This is a genomic window from Rhodanobacter glycinis, from assembly GCF_900114325.1.
Taxonomy (GTDB): Bacteria; Pseudomonadota; Gammaproteobacteria; order Xanthomonadales; family Rhodanobacteraceae; genus Rhodanobacter_A; species Rhodanobacter_A glycinis.
The window spans coordinates 27,014-53,873 of sequence record NZ_FOSR01000015.1; the positions used below are offsets into that span (position 1 = coordinate 27,014).

The 26,860-nt window shown below is 65.2% G+C and carries 24 protein-coding genes; 2 read left to right on the plus strand and 22 right to left on the minus strand.

All coding sequences use genetic code 11. From position 1 onward, the window contains the following. Positions 1-72: 72 nt before the first annotated feature. The 6 genes from BMY90_RS14045 to BMY90_RS14070 all read right to left on the minus strand — a co-directional run bounded on the left by BMY90_RS14045 (position 73) and on the right by BMY90_RS14070 (position 6,559). Positions 73-630, minus strand: a complete 558-nt coding sequence (locus tag BMY90_RS14045) for a hypoxanthine-guanine phosphoribosyltransferase (protein WP_092704827.1) — start codon at positions 628-630, stop codon at positions 73-75. After that, positions 627-1,640, minus strand: coding sequence for a beta-N-acetylhexosaminidase (gene nagZ / locus BMY90_RS14050; RefSeq protein WP_092704829.1), 1,014 nt, complete (start codon positions 1,638-1,640; stop codon positions 627-629). The genes BMY90_RS14045 and nagZ overlap by 4 nt, the downstream gene beginning before the upstream one ends. Further along, the gene (locus BMY90_RS14055) at positions 1,640-2,164 is read right to left on the minus strand and encodes a CYTH domain-containing protein (RefSeq protein WP_092704831.1); all 525 of its coding nucleotides are present in this window, start codon (positions 2,162-2,164) and stop codon (positions 1,640-1,642) included. The genes nagZ and BMY90_RS14055 overlap by 1 nt, the downstream gene beginning before the upstream one ends. 150 nt (positions 2,165-2,314) lie before the next feature. Beyond that, positions 2,315-3,628, minus strand: a complete 1,314-nt coding sequence (rlmD, locus tag BMY90_RS14060) for a 23S rRNA (uracil(1939)-C(5))-methyltransferase RlmD (protein WP_092704833.1) — start codon at positions 3,626-3,628, stop codon at positions 2,315-2,317. Between the two features lie 259 nt (positions 3,629-3,887). Continuing rightward, complete coding sequence (locus BMY90_RS14065; protein WP_092704835.1) at positions 3,888-4,496, minus strand: YdbL family probable chaperone protein; 609 nt, start codon at positions 4,494-4,496, stop codon at positions 3,888-3,890. 38 nt (positions 4,497-4,534) lie between these two features. Beyond that, positions 4,535-6,559, minus strand: coding sequence for a translocation/assembly module TamB domain-containing protein (locus tag BMY90_RS14070; protein ID WP_092704837.1), 2,025 nt, complete (start codon positions 6,557-6,559; stop codon positions 4,535-4,537). 45 nt (positions 6,560-6,604) lie between these two features. On the opposite strand from BMY90_RS14070, the gene BMY90_RS14075 reads away from it, so the two are divergent. Next, positions 6,605-7,342, plus strand: coding sequence for a response regulator (locus BMY90_RS14075; protein ID WP_237711924.1), 738 nt, complete (start codon positions 6,605-6,607; stop codon positions 7,340-7,342). A gap of 15 nt (positions 7,343-7,357) precedes the next feature. On the opposite strand, the gene recO is transcribed toward BMY90_RS14075, so the two are convergent. The 11 genes from recO to BMY90_RS14130 all read right to left on the minus strand — a co-directional run bounded on the left by recO (position 7,358) and on the right by BMY90_RS14130 (position 19,437). Next, positions 7,358-8,080 (minus strand): DNA repair protein RecO, encoded by a 723-nt coding sequence (gene recO, locus BMY90_RS14080; RefSeq protein ID WP_092704839.1) that lies wholly within the window; start codon positions 8,078-8,080, stop codon positions 7,358-7,360. Between the two features lie 110 nt (positions 8,081-8,190). After that, positions 8,191-9,126 (minus strand): GTPase Era, encoded by a 936-nt coding sequence (gene era / locus BMY90_RS14085; RefSeq protein ID WP_008215674.1) that lies wholly within the window; start codon positions 9,124-9,126, stop codon positions 8,191-8,193. A 107-nt stretch (positions 9,127-9,233) separates the two neighbouring features. Further along, positions 9,234-9,893, minus strand: a complete 660-nt coding sequence (rnc, locus tag BMY90_RS14090) for a ribonuclease III (protein ID WP_092704899.1) — start codon at positions 9,891-9,893, stop codon at positions 9,234-9,236. A 4-nt stretch (positions 9,894-9,897) separates the two neighbouring features. Next, positions 9,898-10,278 (minus strand): DUF4845 domain-containing protein, encoded by a 381-nt coding sequence (locus BMY90_RS14095; protein ID WP_092704841.1) that lies wholly within the window; start codon positions 10,276-10,278, stop codon positions 9,898-9,900. Between the two features lie 145 nt (positions 10,279-10,423). After that, the gene (lepB, locus tag BMY90_RS14100; RefSeq protein ID WP_092704843.1) at positions 10,424-11,314 is read right to left on the minus strand and encodes a signal peptidase I; all 891 of its coding nucleotides are present in this window, start codon (positions 11,312-11,314) and stop codon (positions 10,424-10,426) included. Between the two features lie 23 nt (positions 11,315-11,337). After that, positions 11,338-13,128: a translation elongation factor 4 gene (gene lepA, locus BMY90_RS14105; RefSeq protein WP_092704846.1), complete on the minus strand. Its 1,791-nt coding sequence runs from the start codon at positions 13,126-13,128 to the stop codon at positions 11,338-11,340. A 169-nt stretch (positions 13,129-13,297) separates the two neighbouring features. Continuing rightward, positions 13,298-14,776: a Do family serine endopeptidase gene (locus tag BMY90_RS14110; RefSeq protein WP_092704901.1), complete on the minus strand. Its 1,479-nt coding sequence runs from the start codon at positions 14,774-14,776 to the stop codon at positions 13,298-13,300. A gap of 116 nt (positions 14,777-14,892) precedes the next feature. After that, positions 14,893-15,588, minus strand: a complete 696-nt coding sequence (locus BMY90_RS14115) for a sigma-E factor negative regulatory protein (protein ID WP_092704849.1) — start codon at positions 15,586-15,588, stop codon at positions 14,893-14,895. Then, positions 15,585-16,181 carry an RNA polymerase sigma factor RpoE gene (gene rpoE, locus BMY90_RS14120; RefSeq protein ID WP_175481583.1) on the minus strand — a complete coding sequence of 199 codons (597 nt, stop codon included), beginning with the start codon at positions 16,179-16,181 and terminating at the stop codon, positions 15,585-15,587. The genes BMY90_RS14115 and rpoE overlap by 4 nt, the downstream gene beginning before the upstream one ends. A 212-nt stretch (positions 16,182-16,393) precedes the next feature. Continuing rightward, entirely contained in the window at positions 16,394-18,961 is a 2,568-nt protein-coding gene (locus BMY90_RS14125) for a putative bifunctional diguanylate cyclase/phosphodiesterase (protein WP_245735050.1), read from the minus strand. Beyond that, positions 18,958-19,437, minus strand: a complete 480-nt coding sequence (locus tag BMY90_RS14130) for a hypothetical protein (RefSeq protein WP_008213194.1) — start codon at positions 19,435-19,437, stop codon at positions 18,958-18,960. The genes BMY90_RS14125 and BMY90_RS14130 overlap by 4 nt, the downstream gene beginning before the upstream one ends. Before the next feature lie 183 nt (positions 19,438-19,620). Between BMY90_RS14130 and BMY90_RS14135 the strand changes: the two genes are divergently transcribed. After that, entirely contained in the window at positions 19,621-21,690 is a 2,070-nt protein-coding gene (locus BMY90_RS14135; protein ID WP_092704853.1) for a 3-hydroxyacyl-CoA dehydrogenase NAD-binding domain-containing protein, read from the plus strand. 86 nt (positions 21,691-21,776) lie between these two features. Here BMY90_RS14135 and BMY90_RS14140 read toward each other — a convergent pair whose 3' ends face one another. The 5 genes from BMY90_RS14140 to BMY90_RS14160 all read right to left on the minus strand — a co-directional run bounded on the left by BMY90_RS14140 (position 21,777) and on the right by BMY90_RS14160 (position 26,768). Continuing rightward, positions 21,777-22,331, minus strand: a complete 555-nt coding sequence (locus tag BMY90_RS14140) for a DUF2058 domain-containing protein (protein WP_092704855.1) — start codon at positions 22,329-22,331, stop codon at positions 21,777-21,779. A gap of 37 nt (positions 22,332-22,368) precedes the next feature. Next, complete coding sequence (locus BMY90_RS14145) at positions 22,369-22,581, minus strand: SlyX family protein (protein WP_008213859.1); 213 nt, start codon at positions 22,579-22,581, stop codon at positions 22,369-22,371. Then, positions 22,581-23,924, minus strand: a complete 1,344-nt coding sequence (locus BMY90_RS14150; RefSeq protein ID WP_092704857.1) for a UDP-glucose dehydrogenase family protein — start codon at positions 23,922-23,924, stop codon at positions 22,581-22,583. Before BMY90_RS14150 ends, BMY90_RS14145 begins: the two co-directional genes overlap by 1 nt. A 165-nt stretch (positions 23,925-24,089) precedes the next feature. Continuing rightward, a complete protein-coding gene (locus BMY90_RS14155) occupies positions 24,090-24,845 on the minus strand; it encodes an FKBP-type peptidyl-prolyl cis-trans isomerase (RefSeq protein ID WP_092704859.1) in 756 nt (251 codons plus the stop codon). 162 nt (positions 24,846-25,007) lie between these two features. Next, positions 25,008-26,768: a cation:proton antiporter gene (locus BMY90_RS14160; protein ID WP_092704861.1), complete on the minus strand. Its 1,761-nt coding sequence runs from the start codon at positions 26,766-26,768 to the stop codon at positions 25,008-25,010. Between the last annotated feature and the right edge of the window lie 92 nt (positions 26,769-26,860).

Here is a 26,860-nt window from a genome sequence, read left to right on the forward strand (position 1 = left end):
AAAATGTGGGAGCGCACTCTGCGCACGATGCTATTCGTTACGCGGCGAAAAGCATCGCCCGCTAGCGGGCTTCTACATGGTTTCCTTCAGTGCGTAGATCGCTGGCAGGTTGCGGCCCTGCTCGTGGTAGTCCATGCCGTAGCCGAACACGTAGCGATCAGGCAGCTCGACACCGTTGAAATCCGCGGCGATGCCTTCCACCAGGCGATCGTGTCGCTTGCAGCACAGGCTGGCGATCAGCACGCGTTTCGCCCCCTGGCCCAGGCAATGGTCGCGCACGGCTTTCAGCGTGTGGCCTTCGTCGAGGATGTCGTCCACCAGCAACACGGTGCGCCCCGTCATCTCCGCCACCGGTTCGCGCAACCAGTGCAGCTCGCTGCCGCTGGTCTCGCCGCGATAGCGGGTGGCATGCACGTAGTCGAATTCCAGGTCGGTGCGAATCGACAACGCCAACTGGCCGGCAAACATCAATGCACCATTCATCACGGTCAGGAACACGGCGCGTTCGCCGTTCAATTCAGCGTCAATGCGGCGCCCCAGGTCGGCAATCACGGATTCGATCTCGGCGCGTTCAAACAAGACGTCGGATTGGCTCAGCGCATCCGATAGGGAAGGAGTCGGAGTGGTCATGCGTGGTCCTCGGCGTCGAGCGCCGTGATGCGGGCGACGAAACGGTCGCGTTGCGGGTTGTCGAGCAATCCGTCCCAGCTGGCGCCAAGGGCGCCGCGCAAGGCGGACATGCGTTCGGCGGTGGCAGGCGGCAGTGCCGGCAGCGCGGCAATGGCTTCAGCCACCACGTTCGGGAAGCAGGCCAGCACCAGGTCGCAGCCAGCGGCCAGGTGCCCCTGCACGCGGCCGGTCACGCTGCCAGCCACGCCGGCTGCGGCCATGCTGATATCGTCGCTGATCACCAGCCCGGCGAAACCCAGTTCGCCGCGCAGGATGTCGTCGATCCACACGCGGGAATAGCCGGCTGGTTGCGCATCGACGGCAGGATAGACGACGTGCGCCATCATCACCGCCTCGGCGTGTGCATCCAGCGCCTCGACAAACGGGCGCAGGTCGGCCGCGCGGATCTCGTCCAGCGAGCGCGGGTCGATCGCCTGCGCCTTGTGCGTGTCGGCGGCCACGGAGCCGTGTCCCGGGAAATGCTTGAGCACCGCCGCCATGCCGCCCAGGTGCATGCCACGCACATAGGCAGTGGCCAGTTCGCCGGCCACGGCCGGATCAGCGTGAAAAGCGCGCGGACCGATGGCGGCATTGCCGCGGGCCAGATCCACCACCGGTGCGAAGCTGAAATCCACGCCGCTGGCGCGCAGTTCGCTGGACATCACCCAGGCGTGTTCCTCGGCCAGCCGGATCGCGTCCTCGGGATCGCGATCGTATGCCGCGCCGATCTTCGACAGTGCCGGCAAGCGGGTGAAGCCATCGCGGAAGCGCTGCACCGGTCCGCCTTCCTGATCCACCGCAACCAACAGGTGCTCGCCTCCGACCGTGCGGATAGATTCGGTGAGCGCGATCAGTTGATCGCGGCTGGTGAAATTGCGCGCAAACAGGATCACGCCGGCCACGCCGGGCGCGGTCAGCCAGGCACGTTCGGTTTCGGCAATGTCGGTTCCAGCCAGACCAATCAGCAACATCAGGCAGATTCTCCCTCGGCAGCATCGCGCTCGGCCACCGACCATTCGGCGTAGGGATGCACGATCAGGTTGACGTTGTAATAGCGCGCCAGCGCACTCACCTCGCGACCCAGCCAAATCGGGCGCGGGAAAGAGGCATCGGCCGTCGGCAGCTCGATCTCGGCCACCACCAGGCCGGCATTGGCGCCCAGGAATTCGTCGATCTCGAAAAGCATGCCATCGAGCGTGACGTAATGGCGGATCTTCTCCAGCACGCCATCGCACAAGGTGGCCAGCATCTCGTCGGCTTCATCTGGCGGCAACGCCACCTCGTACTCCGCCCGCTCGATGCCCAGCCGCGCGGCCTTGATATTGAGCCAGGCCTGCACGCCGCTGCGACGCACCCGCACTGAAGCGCGAGCATGCCCGGCCTGCAATGCCGCTGCGCCGACCAGATAGCCCTGCGCCATGCGTTCGCTGCGCGTGACCTGCCCGCGCCAGCCGTCGCCGTTCAACAGGAATTTTCGTTCGATTTCGATGGGCATGGGGATCAGGAGTGAGCAAAGAGGAATGCGCCGTGAGCGAAAACCGGTGCACGATCCGCGCTGTCGCCAAATCGAATGAAGTGGGCGGCGTCCGTCCGGCGCGCCTGCTTTCTCTCGCTGCTCACTTCTCCACCCTCACTTCTCGCTTTTTCACCGTTCGAACAGCGCAATCGATTCCACATGCGCCGTATGCGGGAACATGTCCATCACCCCGGCCGACGTCAACCTGAACCCGTGCCGCTGCACCAGGATGCCCGCGTCGCGCGCCAGCGATGCCGGATGGCAGGAGACGTAGACGATGCGCTTCGTGGCCTTGTGCGGCAGGTAGTCGAGCAGCTTGTCGGCGCCGGCACGCGGCGGATCGAGCAGTAATTTGTCCCAGGGTTGACGGGCCCATTCGGCACCGCGCTGGTCCTCGATCAGGTTCGCGACATGGAAGTGCGCGTTGGCGATGCCGTTGCGGCGTGCGTTTTCGGCGGCGCGCTCGACCAGTCCGTGTTCGCCTTCCACGCCAGCCACTTCGGCCACGCGCCGGGCCATCGGCAAGGTGAAGTTGCCCAGTCCACAGAACAGGTCGAGCACGTGATCGGACGGCTGCGGGTCGAGCAGATCCATGGCGCGTGCCAGCATGCGCCGATTCATGCCGGCGTTGACCTGGACGAAATCCAGCGGCTGGAATTCCAGCTCCACATCATCGGCTCCTCCGCCGGCCGGCAGCTTGAACGCCAGTCGCGGGTGCTCCGGCCACAGCGGGTGCACGCTGCTGTGCCCGCCCGGCTGCAGGTAGATGGCAAAGCCGTGCTGCCGGCCAAAGGCAACCAACGCGGCCTGGTCGCGTTCGCTGAGCGGATTCATGTGACGGAACACCAGCGCGATGGTGTCGTCGCCGGCGGCAAATTCGATCTGCGGGATATCGGCCACCGCATCCATGCCGTCGATCAATTCGGCCAGCAGCGCGATCCGTTCGCCGAGCACGGGATGCACCACTTCGCAGCGCCGGATATCGGCAACGAGACGGGGGTTGGCCTCTTCGCGAAAACCGACCAGCACCCGCCCCTTCTTTGGCACCGCGCGTACCGACAGGCGTCCCTTGCGGCGATAGCCCCACGGTTCGTCGGTCAGTGGCGGCAACCAGCTTGCCGGCGTCACCTTGCCGATGCGCGTGAAGTTGTCGGCCAGCACTCGCTGCTTCATGCCGATCTGCACCTCGGCATCCAGGTGTTGCAAGGTACAACCGCCACACAGGCCGAAGTGCGGACATTTCGGCTCGACGCGATGCGGCGAGCGCTGCAGCAGTTCGACCACCTCGGCTTCGTCGTAGTGGCGATGCCGCTTGCTGATGCGCAGAAGCACCCGCTCATCCAGCAGGGCGCCACTGACGAACACCGCCTTGCCGTCGATGCGCGTGACGCCCTTGCCGTCGTGAGTGAGGTCGGTGATGGTGGCTTCGATGGCTGCTGGCATGGGCTCTCGGAGTCTGTCGGGCTTGGGTGGTCGAGGCAAAAATCGGGCAGTGTGTGGACAGGTTTTCGACGATTCGCCGCCCATAGGGATTCCATGGGACCAGATTCGGCGGAAAGATGGACCACATCGCCCGATTTATGGACCACATCGCCCGATTTGCAGCCCGGCCAACCCGAGTCCGACAGACTCCTGGACAAGCGCGCCCGAGTCGCTGGACCCGGGCGCGTCAATCGGGCGAAAAATCCAGGGCGCGGCGCGCTTACTTGCGCTTCCAGGCGCCGGAGGCGTCCTGATAATACCAGCCGGCGCGGGCGTGGCTAATCCAGCCCTTGGCGAAGGTGGCGCGAATCTGCGCTTCCCACTCCGGATGGTTGTTGGCGTTGGCGATCTCGCGGTACAGCGCGTTGCGGTCGCGATTTTCGTCGGCGATGGTCGCGTTGAGCTGGGCACGCTGGGCCAGCGGAATCTTGCTGGCGTCATGCAGCGCGACGAGGCCGTCGTTGGTGAAACCGACTGCACCACTGTCCAGCATGGCCTCGAGGCTATTCTCGAAGCGGGTGCGCATGCGCTGGCGCAAGGCTTCGGTGGTGGCCGTCTGCACGCGCAGGTCCGGGGTCGCGGCGGCTTGCGCGGCGGGTACCAGCAGGTCCAGCAGCATGGCCGAGGGATCGCTGCCCTTGGCCGGCGCATTGTCCGTGTCGTGCTTCGGTGTCGGCTGCGCGGCGGCTCCGCTGCCATTGAGCACGTTGCCGATGAACTGGTCGGCCGCTTTCTGCGCGGCGGCGGCAGGGAAATACACGTTGATCGTGACGCAACCCACCAGGGCGATGAACAGCGTAGTCAGCAATCCGTAAACAATCTTGCGCATGGGTGGCTCCGGTGGGGAAACGGCAGGCATGGCCGGACTCAACGAATTTCCGGCCCCGATCCTTCGACAGCGGCCTTCAGGCGCCGCACCAGGGTCGGCCAGTCCACGCGGGTCTGGTGGCCGATCACTTCCAGATGCGGCAAGCCGCTGCCTTCGACGATAGTGTAGCCGTCCGGACTGCTGTCGAGACCACCCATCTGGCACACATTCGCCTGCAGCGTGCAATTCAGGCCGATGCGCTTGTAGGAAAAGTTCTTGAACAGCTTCAGCACGGCGCCCTGCAGGCCACCGGCAATGCCGCCGCCACCGACCGTGGTGAGGTTGTTTACCGCGCGCTGGCTGATGCGGCCACCACCGCCGGCCAGCAGCGAGGCCTGGAACGCCACCGGCGTCCAGTCGACCAGCCGCAGGTTGTTGATATGGCCATCCATGCGCCCGGTGATGCTGCCGAAATCGAACACGCTGGTGAATGCGGCAAGGTCAAGCTGCTTCAGCGAGACATTGCCGGTCAGCACCGGATTGACGCCAAACGGCTGCTGCAGCGTCATCCCCGTGATGTCGATGAAGCCGCCAAACACGCTGACCGACAAGCCGCCATCCAGCTCGATGCGGTCATCCACCCAATGCAGCGAGGGTATCGCGCCAGCAAGCGTGCCCGGGAACTGCGGCCAGCCCATGGCCTTGCTGAAGGCCGCCATGTCCACTCCGGTCACGGCCAGCGAGGTCGACAGCCGCTGGCCCTTGGCTGCGGCCGGGCGCCAATCCAGCGACCCCAGCCGCAACTGGCCACCCAGTACCGACATCGTCAGCGGCTGTTGCAAGGCAAGGCTGCCGCCGCGGCTTTGCCAGTGCGACACGGCAGCGCCATTGGCGAGGTGGTACACCTTGAGGTTGTCCCAGGCCAGCGTGGTGGCGGGACGTTCACCCTGTGCCGACCAGTCCAGCCCGCCACGCAGGTTCCCGACGCCAAGGCGCCCGGCGCCATCTGCCATGTCCAGCCCATCGGTACGGAAGGCAAAGCTGCGCAAGCCGTCTGCCGCCAGGTCCAGATGCCCGTCGATCTGGCCATCGATGTGCAGGTTCTGCAAACCCAGCGTGTTCAGCCAGGCCTGGCCGTAACGCTGATAGGCCACCGGGAATGCGGCATGGAAGCGAGTCAGGTGAAGCTTCTGCAGATGGCCGCGGGCATCGAAGGCCAGGCTGCCGTCGATCTGCATGGCCCCGGGATCATTGACCCGCAGACGACTCAACGCCACGGCGCCGTGATCGGCTTCGGCGGTCAGCGCCAATTGCACCGGATGGGCGGGCAACTTCGCGAAAATCGTGCCCAGCAGCAACTGCCCATCGTGCAGGTTGCCGTCGAAATCGATGCGCGCGGCACCGCCGGTGGTATCGATACCGAGTCGTCCGCGGCCCGCCAGCCCTTGCCCGGCCAAGGTGCCGGCCGGCGTGTCGAAACCGATCCCGGCCAGGGTGAAATCGCCCGAGGACTGGATCCCGTGGTCGCGCACGTCGAGCGCCAGCTCCGCATCCAGCCGGCCGCCGGTGACATGGCCTGACCACACCGATCCGAGCAAGCCCTGCAGCCAGGCCGCCGGCAACTGCTTCAGGCTGATCTGCGCGTGGGTGGTCTGGTCCAGCGGCAACGCGGCATTCACCTGCGTCTTGCCCTGTTCCAGATCGATCTGCAGCGTGTTGGAGGTGGTATCCATCACCAGCGCGAGCAGCGCATGGTCGAGTGCCCGCCCCGGCGCACCGGTCACCTTGGTCGAACCGTCGAACATCCAGCGCAACTGCGGATCACGTTGCAGCGTGCCATCGAGATCAAGACCCACGCGCCGCCAGCCGAGCCCAGGGATATCCGCCTTGTCGGCCTGCAAGGTCAGCTGCAGGGTACCCGCCGGGGTACCGGGCGTTACGCGCGCCTGCACGTTCTGCAAATCGACACCGGCCACCGTGATCCGCTTGGCGGCCAGCACGATGTCGGCCCGCGCGGGCGCAACCCATGACGCGGCGCACAGGACACAAAGGAACAGCAACAGGCGGCTTGATATGGAACTCATGTCGCGCCATTCTGCCAAAGTCTGATGAACGACAAGGAATTCGTCATGCCGAACCCCGTTTCCTGCCCGGCTCCCGACGCTCCCGCACTCCGGGTGCTGGTGGCTGACGACGATCCGGCCAGCCGGCGTTTCCTTGGCGATGGCCTGCGCCACCTGGGCGCCGAGGTGGAGACCTGCGACGACGGCCCGGCCGCGCTGGAACTGGCTCGACGCAAGCATTTCGACCTGCTGCTGCTGGATTGCCGCATGCCCGGCGCCGGTGCGCGGGAGGTACTCGACGCCTTGCGGGCCAGCCCCGATGCCGCCTCGCATGCCAGTCCGGCAGTGGCCAGCAGCGCGGAATCGGGATCGCTCGATCGCCGCGGCCTGCTGCGGGCCGGCTTCGGTGAAATCCTGATCAAGCCTTGCGATCTGAAGGCACTGCGTCGTGTGCTGGCCTTGAGCCGTTGCGAAGGTGGCGCCCCGTTGCTTGACGATGCCGCCGCCCTGAACAGCACCGGCGACGCGCGCACCATGCAGGCATTGCGCGGCCTGCTGCACGACGAACTGACCAATCTGGAGCGCGAGCTGGCACCACTCTGCAACGACCGCGTGGCCCTGGCCGAACGCCTGCATCGCCTGCGCTCGTCCTGCGGCTTTTGCGGCGCGGCGGCGTTGGCCGAATGCACGGTTACCCTGCAGCAATGGCTGCGTGACGCTCCGGCCGATGCCCCGATTCCGCTGGAGCCCTTCCGCGACACGCTGCAAGCCACCTTGCACGCACTGGGACCGGTGCGCAACTGACCCGGCATCACACCGCTACCGTTGCCGGCCGCGCGACGTCAGCGCCATCGACAGCACCCGCCACGCGCGCAACTCGCCGCCGCCGAGATGGAAGCGGATCACCTCGCGCATCATGTCGCGCAGGACGGCAAGGCCTGCGGCATCGGGAGCACGATCCTGCGCCAGGCCAAGCAGGTCCGCACCGCGTACCGCACGCACGTTGGTGCCCTGCAACCGCACCGGCCCCTGCTCCACGTCGTAACGGTAAAGGCCTTCCGCAGCAACCGGCTCGCCGGAATCCGCCTCGAATTCCAGCTGCAAGGCATAACCCAGGGCATCGAGCAGATCGCGCTCGAAGCGCCGCAGCGTCCACGCCAGCGGATCGTCACTACCCAGTCGCGCCAGCGTCCGGGCGTAGGCATCGAACAGCGTGGGCGAAGGGTCCTGCCGCTCGGTGAGGCGCACCACCAGTTCATTGAGATAGAGCCCGGCCATGGCCGCATCGCCCTGCAGGCGAAGCCCGTTGGCCAGCGTGTCGGCAGCCCGCAAGGTGGCCAGTTCACCGCGCATCAACAGGTCCAGCGCCAGCGGCTGGAACGGCTCAAGCTGCGAACGCAGCAGCCGACCGCGCTCGCTGCGCACCCCGCGAGCAACCACCCCAAGCCGTCCGTGGTCGCGGGTCAGGCACTCCAGCAGCAACGAGGTCTCCCGGTAGGGCCGCGCGTGCAGGACGTAGGCGGGTTGCTGGTCGATGCGCATGGGGGAATCAGGAGTAAGGCGGGAAGAGTGAGAAGTGAGAGAAAAGCGGGAAAGCCACGGTTACCAAGGCTTTTCTCTCACTTCTCACTCCTATCCACTCACTCCTCGCTCTAATCCGTATAGCCGAGTTTCTTCAGCATGGCCTCGTCATCCACCCAGCCCTCGCGCACTTTCACCCACAGCTTGAGGAACACCTTGCGCTCGAACATGCGCTCCATGTGTCGGCGCGCGGCACTGCCGACGGCCTTGAGCTGGGCACCGCCCTGCCCGATCACGATGGCTTTCTGGCCATCACGTTCAACCCAGATCACCGCATGGATCTCGGCCACCCCGTCGGGACGGTCGTTGAACTGCTCGATCTCGACCGTGGTGGCGTACGGCAATTCCTGGTCGAGCCGCAGCATCAACTGCTCGCGCACCATTTCGGCGGCCAGGAAGCGCTCGCTGCGATCGGTGATTTCGTCCTCGCCGAATACCGGCGGACGCACCGGCAGGCGGCTGAGGATGTCGCGCTGCAGTTGCTCCAGCCCCTTGCGCTTGAGCGCGCTGACATAGTGGATCGCGTCGAAATGGTGGGTGCTGCCCAGCTCGGCTACGAACGGCAGCAGCGCGGTCTTGTCCTTGCTCAGGTCGACCTTGTTGATCACCAGCAGGCGCGGCAGCTTCTGCTCGGCCAACGCAGCGTAGAGCGCCTCGTCTTCGTCGGTCCAGCGTCCGGCCTCGATCACCTGCACGGCCAGCTCCACCTCGCTGATCGCCGAACGCACGGCCCGGTTGAGGCTGCGATTCATCGCCCGCTTGGCGCCTCGGTGCAGGCCAGGCGTATCCACGTACATGATCTGCCCTGCGTCGCTGTTGGCAATGCCCAGGATGCGATGGCGCGTGGTCTGCGGCCGCGGGCTGACGATGGACAGGCGGAAACCGATCAAGGCATTGAGCAAGGTCGACTTGCCCACGTTGGGCCGGCCAGCCAGCGCGACCAGCCCGCAACGGTAATCCTCGTGCGGCAATTCGCCGGCGAAACCGGCTTCCAGTTCGTCGTTCATGGGGAAAGTGTGCTCTCGAAACGGATGACAAGCATGGCGCCATGCGCCTACGGGCGCCAGCGCCCGATGGGCGGCGATATCGCCGAAATTAAGCTCAGGGCCGGAATTCAGCCCTTGTCCGAGCTGTCGAGCAGGCGCGCCAATACCACCTCGGCCGCTTCCTGCTCGGCCGCCCGGCGGCTGTTGCCGCTGCCCTCGGCGACGATGTCCTGCGGCTCGGATACGGCGCAACTGACGTCGAAGGTGCGCGCATGATCCTCGCCGTAGCTGTCTTTCAGCTCGTAATGCGGCAGCGGCAAGCCATGGCCTTGCAGCCATTCCTGCAGGCGTGTCTTGGCGTCCTTGGAGGAGCGCGGCAAGGCGGCGATGCGATCGGTGAAGATTTCGCGCACGGTATTGCGACAGGCCTCCAGTCCGCCATCGAGATGAATGGCCGCGAGCATGGCCTCGAAGGCATCGGCCAGGATCGAGTCGCGCCGGAAGCCGCCGCTCTTGAGCTCACCCGAGCCCAGCTTGAGCCGATCACCCAGTTCCAGCTCGCGCGCAATCACCGCCAGAGCCTGGCCATTGACCAATTGCGCGCGCAACCGCGACAACTCGCCCTCACTGGCCTTCGGATGAACTTCATAGAGCATTTCGGCCACGAACGCGCCCAACAACGCATCGCCCAGGAATTCCAGACGCTCGTTGTTGGGCTTGCCCATGCTGCGATGGGTCAGCGCCAGCTCGGCCAGCGCGGGATCACGGAAGCGGTAAGTCAGTTGCACGGAATCACTGGGCAATGGTGCCTTGCAGCGGCACGCTTTTCTCGAAATGGACAAGGAAATCGATGTTGTAGATGAATGGCATCTGCTTGTCGTAGGCGATGTTCAGCTGGTTGCCGCCGTTGACGTGGGTGATGGTGATGTCGCTGGGCGTGATGGTGCCATCGTCCACGTATTGCATGCTGAACTTGTAGGACAGGTCGCGCCGGATGCTGTCCAGCGTCTTGCCATCCACGCCATTGGTGGCTTCCTGGTTCATGGCCTTCACCACGCCCATGTACTCGCTGTACGCCGGCACCAGCTTCATCGCCATGAAGCCGAAAAAACCCACCACGATCAGCACGATCAGAAACCCGATCAGGGTGATCCCCGCTTGCTTCGATTTCATAGTCCCCTCGCCATGCCGTCGATGCGGCTCGTACGTGTATCCACAGGCCGATTGGCCATTGTCGCTGCGTACTGTGCCGCGACAGCGGCCCGGCCGCCAGTCCGCACGGTCACGGAATGACATATCCGGGCCATGCCGCGACACTTCAGTGGATCAGCTTGCCGATCCGGTGGAAGCCTACGCCACCCGTGCCCCAGCCCTTCCAGCTCATCCAGATCAGGAACGCCTTGCCCGCCAGTGCCGTTTCCGGCATGCAGCCCCAGTAACGGCTGTCTTCGCTGTTCTCGCGATCGTCGCCCATCACCAGGTAGCAGCCCTGCGGCACCACCGACGGCACACGCGAATTCGGAATCGGCGGCGTCGGGCCACGCTCCGGCATGCGCGCAATCAGGTGGGTCACATTGCCCAGGTGTTCGTTCCAGATGGTCGCGTTGTAGGACATCAGCAGGTTGTCATCGGTACGCGCGGGATTGCCCTTGAACGGGCCCACCTCGTCGGCGATGACTGGCTTGCCGTTGATGATGATCTGGCTGTCGTGGACCTGGATGGTATCGCCCGGCAGGCCGATCACGCGCTTGATCCAGTTCTGCCGCGGCACCGGTGTGGTGCATTCCGGGTCACCGCCATGCACCACCTTGCCGTCCGCCTCGTGGCAGGTGTAGCCGGGCCAGCGGAACACCACCACGTCACCCCGCTTCGGTTCACCGATGCTGACGACCTTGGTGTTGGACACCGGCAGGCGCAAGCCGTAGGCGAACTTGTTGACGAGGATGAAATCGCCCACGTCCAGCGTCGGCATCATCGAACCGGACGGAATGCGGAACGGCTCGGCCACGAAGGTGCGCAGCAACAGCACGATCAGCACCACCGGGAACAGCGAGCGCGACCAATCCACCGGCACCGGATCGCGATATTCCTTGCCGGCAGCGGCAAGCTTCGCCTGGCGCTTCTTGTACAGGAACAGACGATCCAGCCCCCAGATCACACCGAACAGGATGGTGAGACCCAGCAGGATCGCCGAAAAATCGTACTCCATGCCCTACTCCTTCAGTGCCGCGTCTACTTGTCTACTTTCAGGACGGCGAGGAAGGCTTCCTGTGGAATTTCCACCCGGCCGACCTGCTTCATGCGCTTCTTGCCTTCCTTCTGTTTTTCCAGAAGTTTCTTCTTGCGGCTGACGTCGCCGCCATAGCACTTGGCCAACACATTCTTGCGCAGGGCCTTCACGGTGGAGCGCGCAATCACCTGCGCGCCAACCGCCGCCTGGATCGCCACGTCGAACTGCTGGCGCGGGATCAGGTCCTTCATCCGCTCGACCAGGTCGCGGCCACGGCGATCGGCATGCGAACGATGCACGATCAGGCTGAGCGCGTCCACGCGATCGCCGTTGATCAACACGTCGGTACGCACGAACGGACCGGCGTCGAAACGCTCGAAGTGATAATCCATCGAGGCGTAACCGCGCGAGACCGACTTCAGCCGGTCGAAGAAATCGAGCACCACCTCGGCCAGCGGCAATTCGTAGGTGATCTGCACCTGGGTCGCCAGGTACTGGATCGAACGCTGCACGCCGCGCTTTTCCTGGCACAAGGTGACGATGTTGCCGATATAGGCCTCCGGCGTGAGGATGCTGGCCACGATGATCGGCTCGCGAATCTCGCTGACTTGTGGCGAAGGCGGTAACTTGGCTGGATTGTCCAGCATCAGGATCGAGCCGTCGGTCTTCAGCACCTCGTAGACGACCGTCGGTGCGGTGGTGATCAGGTTCAGGTTGTATTCGCGCTCCAACCGCTCCTGCACGATTTCCATGTGCAGCATGCCGAGGAAGCCGCAGCGAAAGCCGAAGCCCATCGCTTCGGACGATTCCGGCTCGAAGAACAGCGCGGCATCGTTGAGACGCAGTTTGTCCAGCGCCTCGCGCATCGCCGGAAAGTCGTCGGACGACACCGGGAACAGACCGGCGAACACGCGCGGCTGCATGGTCTGGAAGCCGGGCAACGCATGTTCAGCCGGCTTGCCGGCGTGGGTCAGCGTGTCGCCGACCGGTGCGCCATGCACATCCTTGATCGAGGCATTGATCCAGCCCACTTCGCCGGCGCCAAGCTTCTCCAGCTTCTTGCGCTTGGGCGTGAATACGCCGACGTCATCGACCTGATGGGTGCGTCCGGTCGACATCACCAGCAGCTTGTCGCCGGGCTTGATCTCGCCCTGCATCACCCGCACCAGCGACACCACGCCGAGGTAGTTGTCGAACCAGGAATCGATGATCAGCGCCTGCAGCTTGTCGGTGTCGCGCGGCTTCGGCGGCGGAATGCGGGCCACGATCGCCTCCAGCACCTCGACCACGTTGAGGCCGGTCTTGGCACTGATCGCCACCGCGTCGGTGGCGTCGATGCCGATCACGGCTTCGATCTCGCCCTTGACCTTCTCGACGTCGGCCGTGGGCAGGTCGATCTTGTTCAACACCGGCACCACTTCCAGGCCCATCTCGACGGCGGTGTAGCAATTCGCCACCGACTGCGCCTCCACACCCTGTGCCGCATCCACCACCAGCAACGCACCTTCGCAGGCAGCCAGCGAGCGGCTCACTTCATAGGAAAAGTCCACGTGACCCGGGGTATCGATGAAGTTCAACTGATAGGTCTTGCCGTCGCGCGCGGTATACGGAAGCGACACCGACTGCGCCTTGATGGTGATGCCGCGCTCGCGCTCGATCGGATTGTTGTCCAGCACCTGCGCTTCCATCTCGCGGGTGGCCAGGCCGCCACACAAATGGATGATGCGATCGGCAAGCGTCGACTTGCCATGATCGATGTGGGCGATGATGGAGAAATTGCGAATCAGTTCCATGGAGCACGCTGTCTGCTTGCGCCACCGCGCAAGGTTGCCGGCAGCGTATCACCGGGGTGGCGATATGAACCCGGCATTATCGCATGGAAAAGCCATCTGGCCGCGGCATGCGCGACCGGATGGCAAGTGGCCAGCCCGCCCGGACGGGCCACGGAGGACGGCGCCAGATTCAGTCTCCCGACTTGCCGGAAGGCACGCTCAGGCTGATGAAGTTGGTCTGATCGCCGCGACGTACCAGCAACAGCACGGTATCGCCCGCCTTCACATGGTCCGTGGCCTTGCGGAAAGCCTCCACGCTGCCGATCTTCTGCTGGTTCACCATCAGGATCACGTCACCGGCCTGCAGGCCAGCCTGTGCAGCGACCTCACCGGTGATGTCAGACACCACCACGCCCTCGCCGGACTTCAACCCGAGCTGCTGGCGCGAGTCATGGTCCAGCGACTTCACCACCAGGCCCAACGCCGCGGCGCCGCTGCTGGCTGCCGCACCGACATGGCCCATCTGGGCGTTCTTGTCGCGCGGCATCGTGCCGACAGTGGCATGCAGGGTGAGCTTCTTGCCGTTGCGCAGCACTTCCACCGGCACCTTGGTGCCCGGCTTGGTCATCGCCACCAGCGGCGGCAGGTCCGCGCCCTGGTCGATGGCATGGCCGTTGAAGCCGATGATGATGTCGCCCGGCTGGATGCCGGCCTTGTCCGCACCGCTGTCCGGGGTCACCTCAGCCACAAGAGCACCATTGGCACTCTCCAGCTTGAACGCCTTGACCACATTGTCGTCCACTGGACGCACGGCCACACCCAACATGCCACGGGTCACGTAGCCCTTGGTCTTGAGCTGCTGCACCGCGTTCATGGCCGTGTCGATCGGGATCGAGAACGACACGCCGAGATAGCCACCGGTGTTGGAATAGATCTGCGAGTTGATGCCGACCACCTGGCCTTGCAGGTTGAACAGCGGACCGCCGGAGTTGCCCCGGTTGATCGGCACGTCGGTCTGGATGAACGCCGTGTCCTGCTGGTCCCCTGCGCCGAGGTTGCGGCCCACCGCACTGACGATGCCCTGGGTCACGGTGTAATCGAAACCGAACGGCGAGCCGATCGCCAGCACCCACTGGCCGGGTTTGAGCGTGTGCGAATCGCCAATGTGCACGGTCGGCAGCGGGCCGCCGGCATTCACCTTGAGCAATGCGATGTCGTAGGTGGGGTCGGTGCCGACCACCTTGGCGGTGAGGATGCGACGATCCTGCAAGCGCACGGTGACCTGGTCGGCATGCGCGACCACATGGTTGTTGGTGAGAATGTAGCCGTCACTGGAAATGATGAAACCCGAACCCAGCGAGGTATGCGCCTGTTCTTCGGGCGAAGGCATCATCGGCATGCCGAAGAAGTGCCGCAGGATCCACTGCGGATCGTTCGAACCGGGGCCCTGGGGTCCGGAGCCCGGCCCCTGCATCTGCATGGCACTGGCATGTTTGCCGTTGTACTTGGCTTCGACATGCACCACCGCAGGCGCATTTTCCTTCACGATGCCAGTGAAATCAGGCAGCGCGGCAGCGGCAGCCGCGCCTTGCGCCTGCACACTGCCCGTAACGACAAAGCCCATGGCCAGTGCGCAACAAACCAGGTTGCGCCAAACGGATCGATTCATGGTTTCCTCCTTGGGATTTTCGGGCACACCCCGGGGAGGCGGCCCATGCGATGGGCCGACCGGGGCGGAACTGATGAAGACGGAGATGGCCGGAGCATCGCTCAAGGCCACCGGGATTACTGGGCAGCAGCAGCTTGCGGATTGCGGCTGTTGGCCACCTGGCTCGGGTCGATCAGCAGCAGATAACTGCCATCGCCGTTGTTGAGCGTACGGTACCCGCGCACCTGGTACGGGCGCATCGGATCATTGGCCGGGCTGCCCAGGGTCATCGAGGCGCGCTCGCTCAGTCGCGAAGCGGCATTGCCGCTCAGCCACGGCGGCACGGTAGCCGGAGCATTGGTGCCCTGCAGCGTTGACGGGGAAGGCGTCGACACGGCGGCGATCTGTTGCTGTGGCGCCGGTGCAGCCGACGGCATACTGGCCACCTGCGCGGTCGCGGAACGGGTGTCGCTGTCGGCGGTGGGCTGGGCCACCATCAGTGCGGCCACCGCAACGCCGGCCGCGATCGCCCCGCCAGCCGACCAGCGCAGCCAGTGACGGCGACGACCACCGGCCTGGGCTTGCGCAGCGGCAACGGTTTGCGTGGGGGCCGCCGCTTCGGCGTCGATCGCCAGCATGACCCTTGCCGCAAAGCCACTCGACGCCAGCACGGGCAATTCACGCCGCATGCCATCGCGCGCCGCGTGGTAACGCGTCCACGTGGCCAGCAAGTCCGCTTCGTGGTCGAGCCGCCGCAGCAGGAAGCGGAGCTCCTCCTTCGACAGTTCGCCGTCGATACCGGCGGAAAGGTTTTCCTGATGCATTTCAGTCATGGTGTCCGGTCCTCGCGGTTCGACAACAGCGGCCGCAACTTTTCATCAATCGCCTCACGCGCCCGGAAGATACGCGAACGCACCGTTCCGATCGGGCAATCCATGGCGGTGGCGATCTCCTCGTAGCTGAGGCCATCCATCTCGCGCAGCGTAATGGCTGTCCGCAATTCCTCAGGCAGGGCTTGGACAGTGGAAAACACCGTTTGTTCAATTTCCTGCCGCATCAACTCGCGTTCGGGGGTGGCGTTGTCCTGCATGCGGTCGGCCCCCGGCACGAACACCGCATCCTCGATGGCGATATCGTCGCTGGGTGGCCGCCGCCCCTGCGCCACCAGATGGTTCTTGGCGGTATTCACCGCGATCTTGTACATCCAGGTGTAGAACTGGCTGTCGCCGCGGAACGAGCCAATGGCGCGCCATGCACGCACGAAAGCCTCCTGCGCCACGTCTTCGCATTCGGCGTGGTTGTGCACGTAGCGGGAAATCAGGCCGACGACCTTGTGCTGGTACTTGCGCACCAGCAGGTCGAAAGCGCGCTTGTCGCCCCCCTGTACCCGCTCGACCAGCGCACTATCGAGTTCGTTTTCGCCCATCCGGGCCATCTCCTTCGTTGCTGCCGCCGCCCCCGGGGATGTTGCCGGATGGATTGAGGTGCTTCAGACAGACATTACGCCTGCAAGTTCAGCACGAATACGATCCTCGGCCAACTCTCCGGCGCTCGCGCCCGATCATCATCGCCCGGCGATCCCCGCTTCGGCCGTCAAGGCCCGATCCACTCCGTGAGATGGGGGCGTGCCGCGGCCACTCAAGCGGCCGACTGGCCGGCCACGCCAGCCAGCAGGCTCTCGCGCTCGGCCAGCAGGCGATCGAAACTGGCCTGGGGCAACGGGCGGCAGAACAGATAACCCTGCAACTCGTCACAGCCGTTCTGGCGCAGGAACTGCAGATGCTGCTCGATCTCCACGCCTTCGGCCACCACCTCGCGGTTGAGCCGGTGCGCCATGTCGATGGTGGCGCGCACGATGGCCTCGTCGTCCGGATCCACGCCGATGTTGCGCACGAAGCTCTGGTCGATCTTGATCCGATCGGCCGGCAGCTTGCGCAGGTAATCCAGCGAAGCGGCGCCGGTACCGAAATCGTCGATGGCAATGCGGCACCCCAGCCGATGCAGGCCATGCAGGTTTTCCATCAAGTGGGGGACGGCCTTGATGCTGATGCTTTCGGTCACTTCCAGTTCAAGCAATGTCGGATCGAGCCCGGTTTCCTGCAGCACCCGCTCCACCACGCCCACCAGGTCTGGCTGCGTCAGCTGGACCACGGACAGGTTCACGCCCAGGCGAAGGCGCAGACCATGCCGGTCCTCCCAGACCCGCGCCTGCTGACAGGCGGTACGCAAGACCCATTCGCCGATGGAAACGATCAGCCCGGTTTCTTCGGCCAACGGAATGAAGAAGCCGGGACCGATCGCCCCCAGTTCGGGATGTTCCCAGCGCACTAGCGCCTCCATCCCGACGATGTCTTCGCTGTCCGCGTTCACCTGTGGCTGGTAGAACACCCGCAGCTCGCCGTTGCCCTCGGCGTGGCGCAGGCTGCGCTTCAATGCCGCGTTCTGCTGCTCCTGCTCGGGGCTGACGTCGTAGATCTGGTAGTTGTTGCGGCCTTGTCCCTTGGCGGCATACATCGCCTCGTCGGCATGCTTGAGCAGGGTTTCTGCATCCGGTGCATCCTCGGGGAAGAAGCTGATGCCGATGGACGCGGTGACCTGCAGTTCGGTTTCGTCCTCCAGCCGCAATGGCTTTTCCATCAGCTGGACGATCTTTTCGGCCACGCGCAGCACGTCGTCGTTCTTCACGATGTGGCGCAGGACAAGGATGAATTCGTCGCCGGCGTAACGTGCCACCGTATCGGACGCGCGCACGCTGCTGCGCAGGCGCTGGGTCACGGCCACCAGTACCTGGTCGCCCACGGCATGGCCCAGGTTGTCGTTGATCGACTTGAAACGGTCCAGGTCGACGAACAGTACTGCGAAGCATTCGCCGGTGCGGTTGGCTTCGCGAATGATGGTATCCAGCCGATCGTTGAACAGCAGGCGGTTGGGCAAGCCGGTGAGCGCATCGAGCAGGCCTTCGGCCCGGCCCTGCTCGCGCGTGCGACGCAATTCCAGCGCATGGGCGAAATGGGCCGCCGCGCAACGCAGCACTGGCTCGGCGATTTCCGGCTCCGCAAACGGCTGCCGACTGCCGGCCAGCAGGGCGCCGAGCACGTTGCGCCGTTCATCGAGCAGCGGCAGGCCGACGAAACCGCACAGGCCCAGGTCGGCCACCAGCGGATCGGCCGTGGCCAGCCGCTGGGCATCCGCCGCGTGCACCAGGGTCTTGCCACCCAAGACCAGGCGCAACGAGCTCTGCAGCTGCGCCGCCGGCCAGGAACGCTCGCCGCCGCGCCAGCGCTGCGCCAGTTGCACCGGTGCCCCGCTGTCTTCCGGCCGACCCGACCATACGGCGAGGTAATCCAGCCCCATGTCATCGACCAGCAACTGCACCGCCACGCTCATGTCGCCGTCGTTGCCGCCACTGGCAAACAGTCGCGCCAGCAAGGTCAGCGCCACGCCCGGGCGGACCCCGGCGCGGTCGCTGCGGAACGCGAGTGCTGCCACGTCGCGCCCGGCATGCCGCACGCGTCGCGAGCTCACCTCGCCGCTGTCGGCCCCCTGGACGGAACGGCGCCCGCAGGGATACCACTGGCGGTTGCTTTCGCGCAGCAGCTGTTCCGCACTCACACTTTCGAACACCAGCAGTTCGGTCAATGTACGATCGAGCACCGCGCCATCGCCCAGTCCGCTGTGGCGCCCCCATGCCGGGCTCGCCTCCAGCACACGCTCGGTGGACGGATCGACAATCACCCACTCGCTGTCATCTTCATCGAAGACGAAGCGGTAATCGCCATCGCTGGCCGGGGCCGGCGCACGCCCCGGCCCGGCCCAGGCGGTACGCCGCAGGCGTTGCCAACGCGGCCCCAGTTCACTGGCGATCTGGCCGGCATGCAGCCAGTCGCCCACGCCGGCCGGCAGTTGCGTGGGGCGAATCGTGGCGCCATCGGCCAGCACGACGATCAGCAGCGCATCGGCGCAGGCAGGAATGCGTCGCAACTGCTCGCAACTGGCCAGTGCCGCGCGTCCGTCGCCTTCCAGCGCCACCACCATCAAGGTCAGCGGCGCGCGCCCCTCCAGCAGGATCGCCGCATGTGCGGGGTCGCGGGCCGAATGGATCAGCGGATGCCCCTCATGATCGAGCGCATCGAACAGGGCGCGGCGAAGATCGCGCTGTGGCGCCACCACCAGCACGCCAGTCTCGCGGGACAGTTCGTCGCTCACGGCAGCCAGCGGCCGTCGCGCAGGCGCGGGCGCTGGGCGGGGCGTGACGAACCATCCAGTCGCACGGCCACGTCATCCAGGCCGGCTACCAGGGCCGGCTCCGCATCCAGCAGCACCACCCGTCGCACGTGCCCGGCCGGCGAACGCGCCAGTTGCCGCAGCAGGTTGTTATCCATGGTGGAGATCGGCAGCGGGAATTTCGCCAGCAGATATATGCCGAAATGGTTGCTCTGCTGCATGTAGCGCAAGGCATTGCCCAGCCGCTGCAGGCCCGGCACCCGTGCATGCACCTCGCGCAGGTTGCCCATGCCCGCCTCCGGGTCCCACAGGTAGATCGACTGCCCGCTGTGCCTGGCGATGGCGCGGAACTGCTCGACAAGAGCCGCACTGTCGTCGCAGTCGAGCAGAACCAGACCTCCTGGCACGGCCAGGATGCGCTCGAATATCTCGCTGCCGGCGACCGGACCGGGGGCCATCAAGGTAGTCATCCCGGTCTAAGTTACGCGTTCGCGGAGGAAGCGCAATAGGACGTTGATCGCTTCGTGACGCAGGCATCGGCAAGTGGCGGCAAGCCCTTTGTCAATGAACCCGGAAGCGTCTCGCAATCCACGCTACGGGACGGTATGGTGCAATTTCCATCCACCACCCAACTTGAGCCCATGTTCGAAGGACTGCGCTTCAACCATTGGAAAACGAACCTGGATGACAGCGGCATCGTCACGCTGACCCTCGACCGCGCCAACAGCAGCGTCAACGCCATTTCGCGCGAGGTGCTGGACGAGCTGGGCCAGATCGTCGAGCGGCTGGCGATCGAGCGGCCGGCCGGGGTGATCATCCACTCCGCCAAGGCCTCCGGCTTCGCCGTGGGGGCCGACATCAAGGAGTTCGTGGGTTACGCGAAGCACGGCACCGTGCTGGAGAACATCCAGAACGGCCAGCGCGTCTACGAATCGCTGGCACGCCTGCCCTGCCCGACCGTGGCCGCCGTGCACGGCGCCTGCATGGGCGGCGGCACCGAACTGATCCTGGCCTGTCGCCAACGCATCGCCGCGGATGACGAGAAAACCCGAATCGGCCTGCCCGAAGTCATGCTCGGCATCCATCCCGGCTGGGGCGGCAGCGCGCGCCTGCCACGCCTGATCGGCGCCCCCGACGCGCTGCCGGTGATGCTCACCGGCAAGCCATTGTCGGCAAAGCGGGCACTGACGCTCGGCGTGGTCGATCGCACCGCCCGGCTCGACGAGCTGCTGACCGAAGCGAAGCATCTGTTGCGCCGCCCCATCACGCGCCCGTTCGTGCGGCGGACCAAGGCCTGGGCCACGAACACCTGGCTGGCGCGGCAGATCCTCGCCCCGATGGTGCTCAAGCAGACGGCCGCCAAGGTGCGCAAGGAACACTACCCGGCCCCATTCGCGCTGATCGACGTGTGGAAGCGCGGCGGCGGCGACATCCGGCAACGGCTGAAACTGGAAGCGCTGTCGGTGTCCAAGCTGGCGCAGACGCCGACCGCGCAGAACCTGATCCGCATCTTCTTCCTGCAGGAGCGTCTGAAAGGCGCCGGCGGCGGCATCGACCCCGCCATCAAGCACGTGCATGTGGTCGGTGCCGGCGTCATGGGCGGCGATATCGCGGCCTGGGCGGCGCTGAAGGGTTTCGACGTGACCCTGCAGGATCGCGAGATGAAGTACGTCCAGCCCGCGCTGGACCGCGCCCGCAAGCTCTACGAGAAAAAACTGAAAACGCCGGAAAAGATCGAGGCCGCCACGCGCCGCCTGCGCGCCGATGTCGAGGGCAAGGGCGTGGCCGATGCCGACCTGGCGATCGAGGCGATCTACGAGAACGCCGAAGCCAAGGAAGCGCTTTACGCCACCATCGAACCTCAGTTCCAGGCCGACGAGATCCTCGCTACCAACACCTCCAGCATTCCGCTGGATGAACTGCGCGGCAAGCTGGCGGCGCCGCAACGTTTCCTCGGCCTGCACTTTTTCAACCCGGTGGCGCAGATGCCGCTGGTCGAGGTGGTGCGCCACGAGCGGCTCGATCCGGCCATCGAGAAACGCGCACTGGCGTTCTGCAAGGCCATCGGCAAACTGCCGGTGGCGGTCAAGGGCACGCCCGGCTTCCTGGTCAATCGCATCCTGATGCCTTACCTGCTCGAAGCCATGCGCCTGTACAACGAAGGCGTGCCCGGGCCGGTGCTGGACAAAGTCGCCACGAAATTCGGCATGCCGATGGGACCGATCGAGCTGGCCGACACGGTCGGGCTGGACGTGTGCGCCTCGGTCGGCAAGGAACTGGCGCCCTTCCTTGGGCTGGAGTTGCCACCCGGCCTCGAAGACAAAATGGAAGCCGGCAAGCGCGGCAAGAAGGATGGCCAGGGCCTGTACGTCTGGCACGAAGGCAAGCCGCAGAAACCCGAGGTCGATCCGGACTACGCCGCCTCGCCCGATCTGCAGGACCGCATGGTGCTGTCGATGGTCAACGAAGCCGTGGCCTGCCTGGCCAACGGCGTGGTCGACGATGCCGACCTGCTCGATGCCGGGGTGATCTTCGGTACCGGCTTCGCGCCCTTCCGCGGTGGCCCGATCCAGTACATCCGCAGCGAAGGCGCGGCCAAGCTCAAGGCACGCCTGGAAACGCTGGCGGCGCAATACGGCGAACGCTTCACGCCGAAGCCGGGCTGGGACAACCCGGTACTGGCGCAAAGCGGTTTTGAATTGCCGGACTGAGGAACCGCTGCGGCTTTATCGAGTCTCACTGCCAGATGGGTCCCTGACCCCAACCCTCTCCCTTAACGGGGAGAGGGTGCAAGGCGCTACCACATCAAGTCGTCAGGCACGCCGTCGTCGCCGATGCCGCCGGCGCCTGGCTCCACCAGCAACGCGAGCAGGTGTGCATCGATGTCGCGTACCTGCTCGGCAATCGCACGCTCGACCAGCACATAGCGTCCCGCCTGCTGCACGATGCCCAGCTCGCCGGCATTGAGCGCGGCCAGCTGCGCGGGGTCCACGTGGACACGACGGATCTTGCCGCCGTATTCGAAATGCCGGACATGCTCGGCGTCAGCCTTGTTCAGGGCCTTGCCCTGCAAAAGCTGCTGGATCTTCTGCTTGCGCTCGCGCTTCAGGCGCGCCTGTTCGGCGGCCTCGCGTTCGGCCTGCTTGCGTTCATTGGCTTCGGTACGGGCACGGATCGCATAGGCCTTGGCCAGATCGACCTCGTCGCTGGAGGCAGCGCGCGCCTTCGTCCCTTTCGAGCCCTTCTTGAACGCAGGCGTGCGCCCGCTGTTGGGCGCGCTCGGGCGCTTTTCTTCGCGAACCTGTTTGACGATGCCGCTTTTCAGCAGCTGATCGCGCAGGGAATCGGCCATGGTCGGAATCCGGTGTGAGCGTAATGCCAGAGTCGGTTCAATAATGCGGCGGCGGTGGTTCGCTGTGCGGGTCGTGGCCCTGCCCCAGCCGCAACGAGGCCAGCTCGCTGCGCAAGTCGTGCACCAGCCGCTCCAGCGTGGCGATGCGCATGGACTGCTCGCCATCGGCGTTGGCCAGCCCAAGCACGGTATCGTCGATGAAAGTGAGTCGGACTTCCAGCTCGGTCAGTCGCTGTTCGAGATTGTCCATCAGCGTTTCACGCCCAGCGAACGTCCGCGCCCGATGCCGTAATAGGCCAGCCCGGCCTCTTCCACGGTCGACGGCTCGTACAGATTGCGTCCGTCGAAGATCGCCGGTTCTTTCAGTGCGGCGCGAATCGCCGCGAAATCCGGGCTGCGGAACAGCTTCCACTCGGTGACGATGGCCAGCACGTCGGCGCCCTTCAGCGCGTCATGGGGCTGCCCGCACAAGACCAGGTCGTCGCGTTCACCGTAGATACGCTGCGCTTCCTCGCGCGCTTCCGGATCAAAGGCACGCACCGTTGCACCGGCTTGCCACAACGCCTCGATCAGGCGCCGGCTGGGCGCTTCGCGCATGTCGTCGGTATTCGGCTTGAAGGCCAGGCCCCACAACGCGATGGTCTTGCCCTTGAGCTGGCCGTCGAAGTGGCGCGAGATCAGCTCGAACAACTTGGTCTTCTGGTCGTGGTTGACCGCTTCCACCGCCCCCAGCAGGCGCGCCTGGTAACCCACGCCGCGCGCGGTGCGCTCCAGCGCCTGCACGTCCTTGGGGAAGCACGAGCCACCGTAGCCGGCGCCCGGGTAGATGAAGTGGTAGCCGATGCGCGGATCCGCACCGATACCGTGGCGCACCAGTTCCACATCCGCGCCCACGCGTTCGGCGATGTTGGCAATCTCGTTCATGAAGCTGATCTTGGTCGCCAACATGGCGTTGGCGGCGTACTTGGTCAGCTCGGCCGAACGCTCGTCCATCACCACCATGCGATCGTGGTTGCGGTTGAACGGTGCGTACAGCTTGCGCAGCACGTCGACGGCGCGCGCGCTGGAACTGCCCACCACGATGCGGTCCGGGCGCAGGCAATCGGCCACCGCGTCGCCTTCCTTGAGGAACTCGGGGTTGGAGACCACGTCGAATGCGATCGTCGCGCCGCGCGCGGCCAGCTCGGCGGCAATCGCCTCGCGCACGCGATCGGCGGTGCCCACCGGCACGGTCGACTTGTTCACCACCACGGTATAGCGATCCATGTGCTGGCCGATGGTCTTCGCCACGCTCAACACATATTGCAGGTCGGCGCTGCCATCTTCGTCCGGCGGCGTGCCGACCGCGATGAACACCACCTGCCCGTGCGCGATGGCTGGCGCCGGATCAGTGGTGAAGGCCAACTGGCCATTCGCGTGGTTGCGCGCGACGATCGGCTCCAGGCCCGGCTCGTAGATCGGGATGTCGCCCTGTTCCAGGCGCGCCACCTTGCCCGCGTCGATATCGACGCAGACCACGTGATTGCCCATTTCCGCCAGGCAGGCACCGGTGACGAGGCCTACATAACCGGTTCCGAAGATGGTGACGTTCATCGGTTGCCCAGGTATTCGTGTGAAGCCGCACATTCTAACAGGCGCGGCGTGCTGGATCGCGCAAAAAACCGAGCCAGCAGCCCGTGGCCCGCGACCAAAGCGAAGGGGCGCGAATCGCTTCGCGCCCCTTCGGTTCACAACGCTGGCAGCATGGCTGCCGCGCGCTTACTTCTGTCCGGCGTCCGGTGCAGCGCCACCCTTGGTGGGACCGGTGCTAACCAGGGTCACGTCGAAGATCAGCGTTTCATTCGGCGGCATCTCGCTACGCGGCTCGGAGCCGTAGGCGAGGTTCGACGGGATGAAGAACTGGTAATGGCCACCGGTCTGCATCAGCTCCAGGCCTTCGCGGAAGCCCGGGATCACGTTGGCCAGCGGAATCGACGCCGGGCCGCTGCTGCCATGCTTCGACGAATCGTCGAACACGGTGCCGTCGACCAGCTTGCCGACATAGTTGACCTTGACCGTGTCGTTCGGACCCGGGCGAGCGCCGGAACCCTGCGACAGCACCTTGTACTGCAGGCCCGAGGCCGTGACCTTCACGCCAGCGGCGTGGCGGTTCTTGGCCAGGAAGGCCTCACCGGCCGCCTTGTTCTTGGCCGCTTCCTTGTCGAACTCGGCCTTGGCCTTGGCGCGCAGCTGGGTGACAAACGCTTCCTTGACCGACTTGTACTCGGCCTCGGACATGGTCGGCTTCTGGCCGGACAGCTCCGACTGGACCGCACGAGCGACAGTGGCCGGATCGATCTCTTGGCGCACGATCGGCGGCAACGAGCTGGCCAGATCCCAGCCGACCACGTAGCTGGCCTTGGTCTTGTCGACCGTGCTGCTCTTGGTGGTCTGGGCTGCTTGCACGCTGGCCGTCATGCCCAGCGCAACGGCCAACGTGGCCATTGTCAGCGTGGGACGCAAAAGATGCTTCATTCGGAACTCCCTCGTCATGGATATACCGGCGTGCCGGCCGCCCCTCCCCGTTGGAGGGCAGAACCCGCATTGTGCGGGTCCCGTTCGGTCTTGGCAACGACGTTTTGTGTCCGACAATCCGCCACATGAAAGGTTCAATCATGACGCTTGCGGGATGAGACTTCAGTCACGCGAATCGGCTTCCGGCTTGTTCAGCGTGTCGCGCAGTGCAGCCTGCAGGCGCGCATGCATCTTCACCAGCGAACGCCACAGCATCACCGCCAGCACCAGCACCACGCCCCCCACCGACAGCGCCACCCCGCGTGGCGGCAGGATCGTCGAGCCCAACGCCCCCACCAGCAGGGCCAGCAGTACCAGCGCCGCCACCGGGATCAGTCGCGCCAACACCTGGCGGATGGCCTGGGTATAGCCTCCGGCAAAGCGCTCGCGAATACCCAATTCAGCCAGCAGCATGCCCAGCGCCTCGGCTTTGCGGTAAATGGCAATCAGGAACGGCAGCGACAGCACCAGCGCCACCGCCCAGATCAGCGAATGGCGCATTTCCCGATCGATCCCCACCTTCGAAAACCAGCCCCAGCCGTGCGCATTGACATAGGCGCCGATCGTGAACAGCGTGACCACCAGGATCACATTGACCACGATATGCCACAGCAAGCGACGGAACATCGCCGCAATCGCCGCGTTTTCCGCCACCGGCCGCAAATTCTCCAGCCAGCCGCTATAGCTGGTGACCAGCAGGCGCAACGACTGCGGCAACACCTTGCGGCCTCCGTTCGCCAGGGCATCCGTCGAGCGCATCAGGTACGGTGACGCCACCATGCAGATCAGCGACGAGGCGACCGCGATCGGGTAGATGAACTTGCTTACCGCATTCAGCGACAGACCCAACGTGGCGATCACGAACGAGAACTCGCCGATCTGCGCCATGCTCAGGCCTGCGCGCAAGGCGGTGCGGGCGTCATGGCCCACGAAGAAACAGCCCACGCTGCACGCCAGCGTCTTGCCCAGCATGACGACCACCGCCACCAGCAACGCCGGCAACGCGTACTGCATCAGCAAGGCGGGGTCGATCTTCAGCCCGATGGACACAAAGAACAGCGCGGCAAACATGTCACGCAACGGTTCCACCATATGCACCACGCGTGTCGCGTTGCGCGCCTCGGCCACCACCGCACCGGCAAGGAAAGCCCCCAGCGCCACGCTGAAACCCAGCAAGGCCGCCAGCAGGCTGGCACCGAAGCAGATGCCCAGCACGCTGACCAGCAGCATTTCGTCATTGCCAAACCCGGCCACGTAATCCACCAAGCGTGGCAGCAGCAGCAAGCCAACCAGCATGCCGGCCACCACGAACAGGCCCAGGTGACCGATCAGGCTGAACGCCACGCCGGTTTCCACCACCCCGCCAATGGCCACCGCGGTCAGCAGAGTCAGGATGACGATGGTCAGCATGTCTTCCGCGACCAGCATGCCGATCACCACCCGCGCGAACGGCCATTGCCGCATCCCGCCCTCACTCAGGGTGCGCGTGGCCACCATCGTCGAGGACAACGACATGATCGCGCCCAGGAACAGCGCATCGCGGGTGCTCCAGCCAAAGGCCGTGCCCAGCGTGTAGCCGACCCACAGCATGAAGCCGACCTCGGCCACCGTCACCAGCAGCACGCCCGCACCTACCTCGCGCAACTTGCGCACGCTGAACTCCAGGCCCAGCGTGAACATCAGCAGCACCACGCCGAGATTCGAGATGTCGCCAATGGTGCGTGGATCCGTGATCAGCACGCCCGGCGTATGCGGGCCGATCAGTACACCCGCAAGGATGTAGCCCGGCAGTACCGGCAGGCGCAGCCGGTGCAACAGGACCGTCGTGGTGCCCGCCACCAGCATCACGATGGCCAGGTCGCGAATGAATCCGATATCGTGCATGCCTTCCTCTTGGGCGCGCTGACGGGTTCACCAGCTTAGGCCCTGCGACGCGTCTTCGCCTAGCGCGTGTTGCATCTGTGCATGCACTGCGT

What these genes read in the sequence shown, in the direction of transcription:
- BMY90_RS14055 (WP_092704831.1), bottom strand. Translation starts at nt 2,164, where the DNA reads ATGCCCATCGAAATCGAACGAAAATTCCTGTTGAACGGCGACGGCTGG.
- BMY90_RS14145 (WP_008213859.1), bottom strand. Translation starts at nt 22,581, where the DNA reads ATGGACAATCTCGAACAGCGACTGACCGAGCTGGAAGTCCGACTCACT.
- BMY90_RS14115 (WP_092704849.1), bottom strand. Translation starts at nt 15,588, where the DNA reads ATGACTGAAATGCATCAGGAAAACCTTTCCGCCGGTATCGACGGCGAA.
- BMY90_RS14155 (WP_092704859.1), bottom strand. Translation starts at nt 24,845, where the DNA reads ATGAAGCATCTTTTGCGTCCCACGCTGACAATGGCCACGTTGGCCGTT.
- lepA (WP_092704846.1), bottom strand. Translation starts at nt 13,128, where the DNA reads ATGGAACTGATTCGCAATTTCTCCATCATCGCCCACATCGATCATGGC.
- recO (WP_092704839.1), bottom strand. Translation starts at nt 8,080, where the DNA reads ATGCGCATCGACCAGCAACCCGCCTACGTCCTGCACGCGCGGCCCTAC.
- BMY90_RS14130 (WP_008213194.1), bottom strand. Translation starts at nt 19,437, where the DNA reads ATGGCCCCCGGTCCGGTCGCCGGCAGCGAGATATTCGAGCGCATCCTG.
- BMY90_RS14095 (WP_092704841.1), bottom strand. Translation starts at nt 10,278, where the DNA reads ATGAAATCGAAGCAAGCGGGGATCACCCTGATCGGGTTTCTGATCGTG.
- rlmD (WP_092704833.1), bottom strand. Translation starts at nt 3,628, where the DNA reads ATGCCAGCAGCCATCGAAGCCACCATCACCGACCTCACTCACGACGGC.
- BMY90_RS14135 (WP_092704853.1), top strand. Translation starts at nt 19,621, where the DNA reads ATGTTCGAAGGACTGCGCTTCAACCATTGGAAAACGAACCTGGATGAC.
- nagZ (WP_092704829.1), bottom strand. Translation starts at nt 1,640, where the DNA reads ATGTTGCTGATTGGTCTGGCTGGAACCGACATTGCCGAAACCGAACGT.
- BMY90_RS14075 (WP_237711924.1), top strand. Translation starts at nt 6,605, where the DNA reads ATGCCGAACCCCGTTTCCTGCCCGGCTCCCGACGCTCCCGCACTCCGG.
- BMY90_RS14140 (WP_092704855.1), bottom strand. Translation starts at nt 22,331, where the DNA reads ATGGCCGATTCCCTGCGCGATCAGCTGCTGAAAAGCGGCATCGTCAAA.
- BMY90_RS14110 (WP_092704901.1), bottom strand. Translation starts at nt 14,776, where the DNA reads ATGAATCGATCCGTTTGGCGCAACCTGGTTTGTTGCGCACTGGCCATG.
- BMY90_RS14150 (WP_092704857.1), bottom strand. Translation starts at nt 23,924, where the DNA reads ATGAACGTCACCATCTTCGGAACCGGTTATGTAGGCCTCGTCACCGGT.
- BMY90_RS14065 (WP_092704835.1), bottom strand. Translation starts at nt 4,496, where the DNA reads ATGCGCAAGATTGTTTACGGATTGCTGACTACGCTGTTCATCGCCCTG.
- era (WP_008215674.1), bottom strand. Translation starts at nt 9,126, where the DNA reads ATGAACGACGAACTGGAAGCCGGTTTCGCCGGCGAATTGCCGCACGAG.
- BMY90_RS14160 (WP_092704861.1), bottom strand. Translation starts at nt 26,768, where the DNA reads ATGCACGATATCGGATTCATTCGCGACCTGGCCATCGTGATGCTGGTG.
- rpoE (WP_175481583.1), bottom strand. Translation starts at nt 16,181, where the DNA reads ATGGGCGAAAACGAACTCGATAGTGCGCTGGTCGAGCGGGTACAGGGG.
- BMY90_RS14070 (WP_092704837.1), bottom strand. Translation starts at nt 6,559, where the DNA reads ATGAGTTCCATATCAAGCCGCCTGTTGCTGTTCCTTTGTGTCCTGTGC.
- lepB (WP_092704843.1), bottom strand. Translation starts at nt 11,314, where the DNA reads ATGGAGTACGATTTTTCGGCGATCCTGCTGGGTCTCACCATCCTGTTC.
- BMY90_RS14045 (WP_092704827.1), bottom strand. Translation starts at nt 630, where the DNA reads ATGACCACTCCGACTCCTTCCCTATCGGATGCGCTGAGCCAATCCGAC.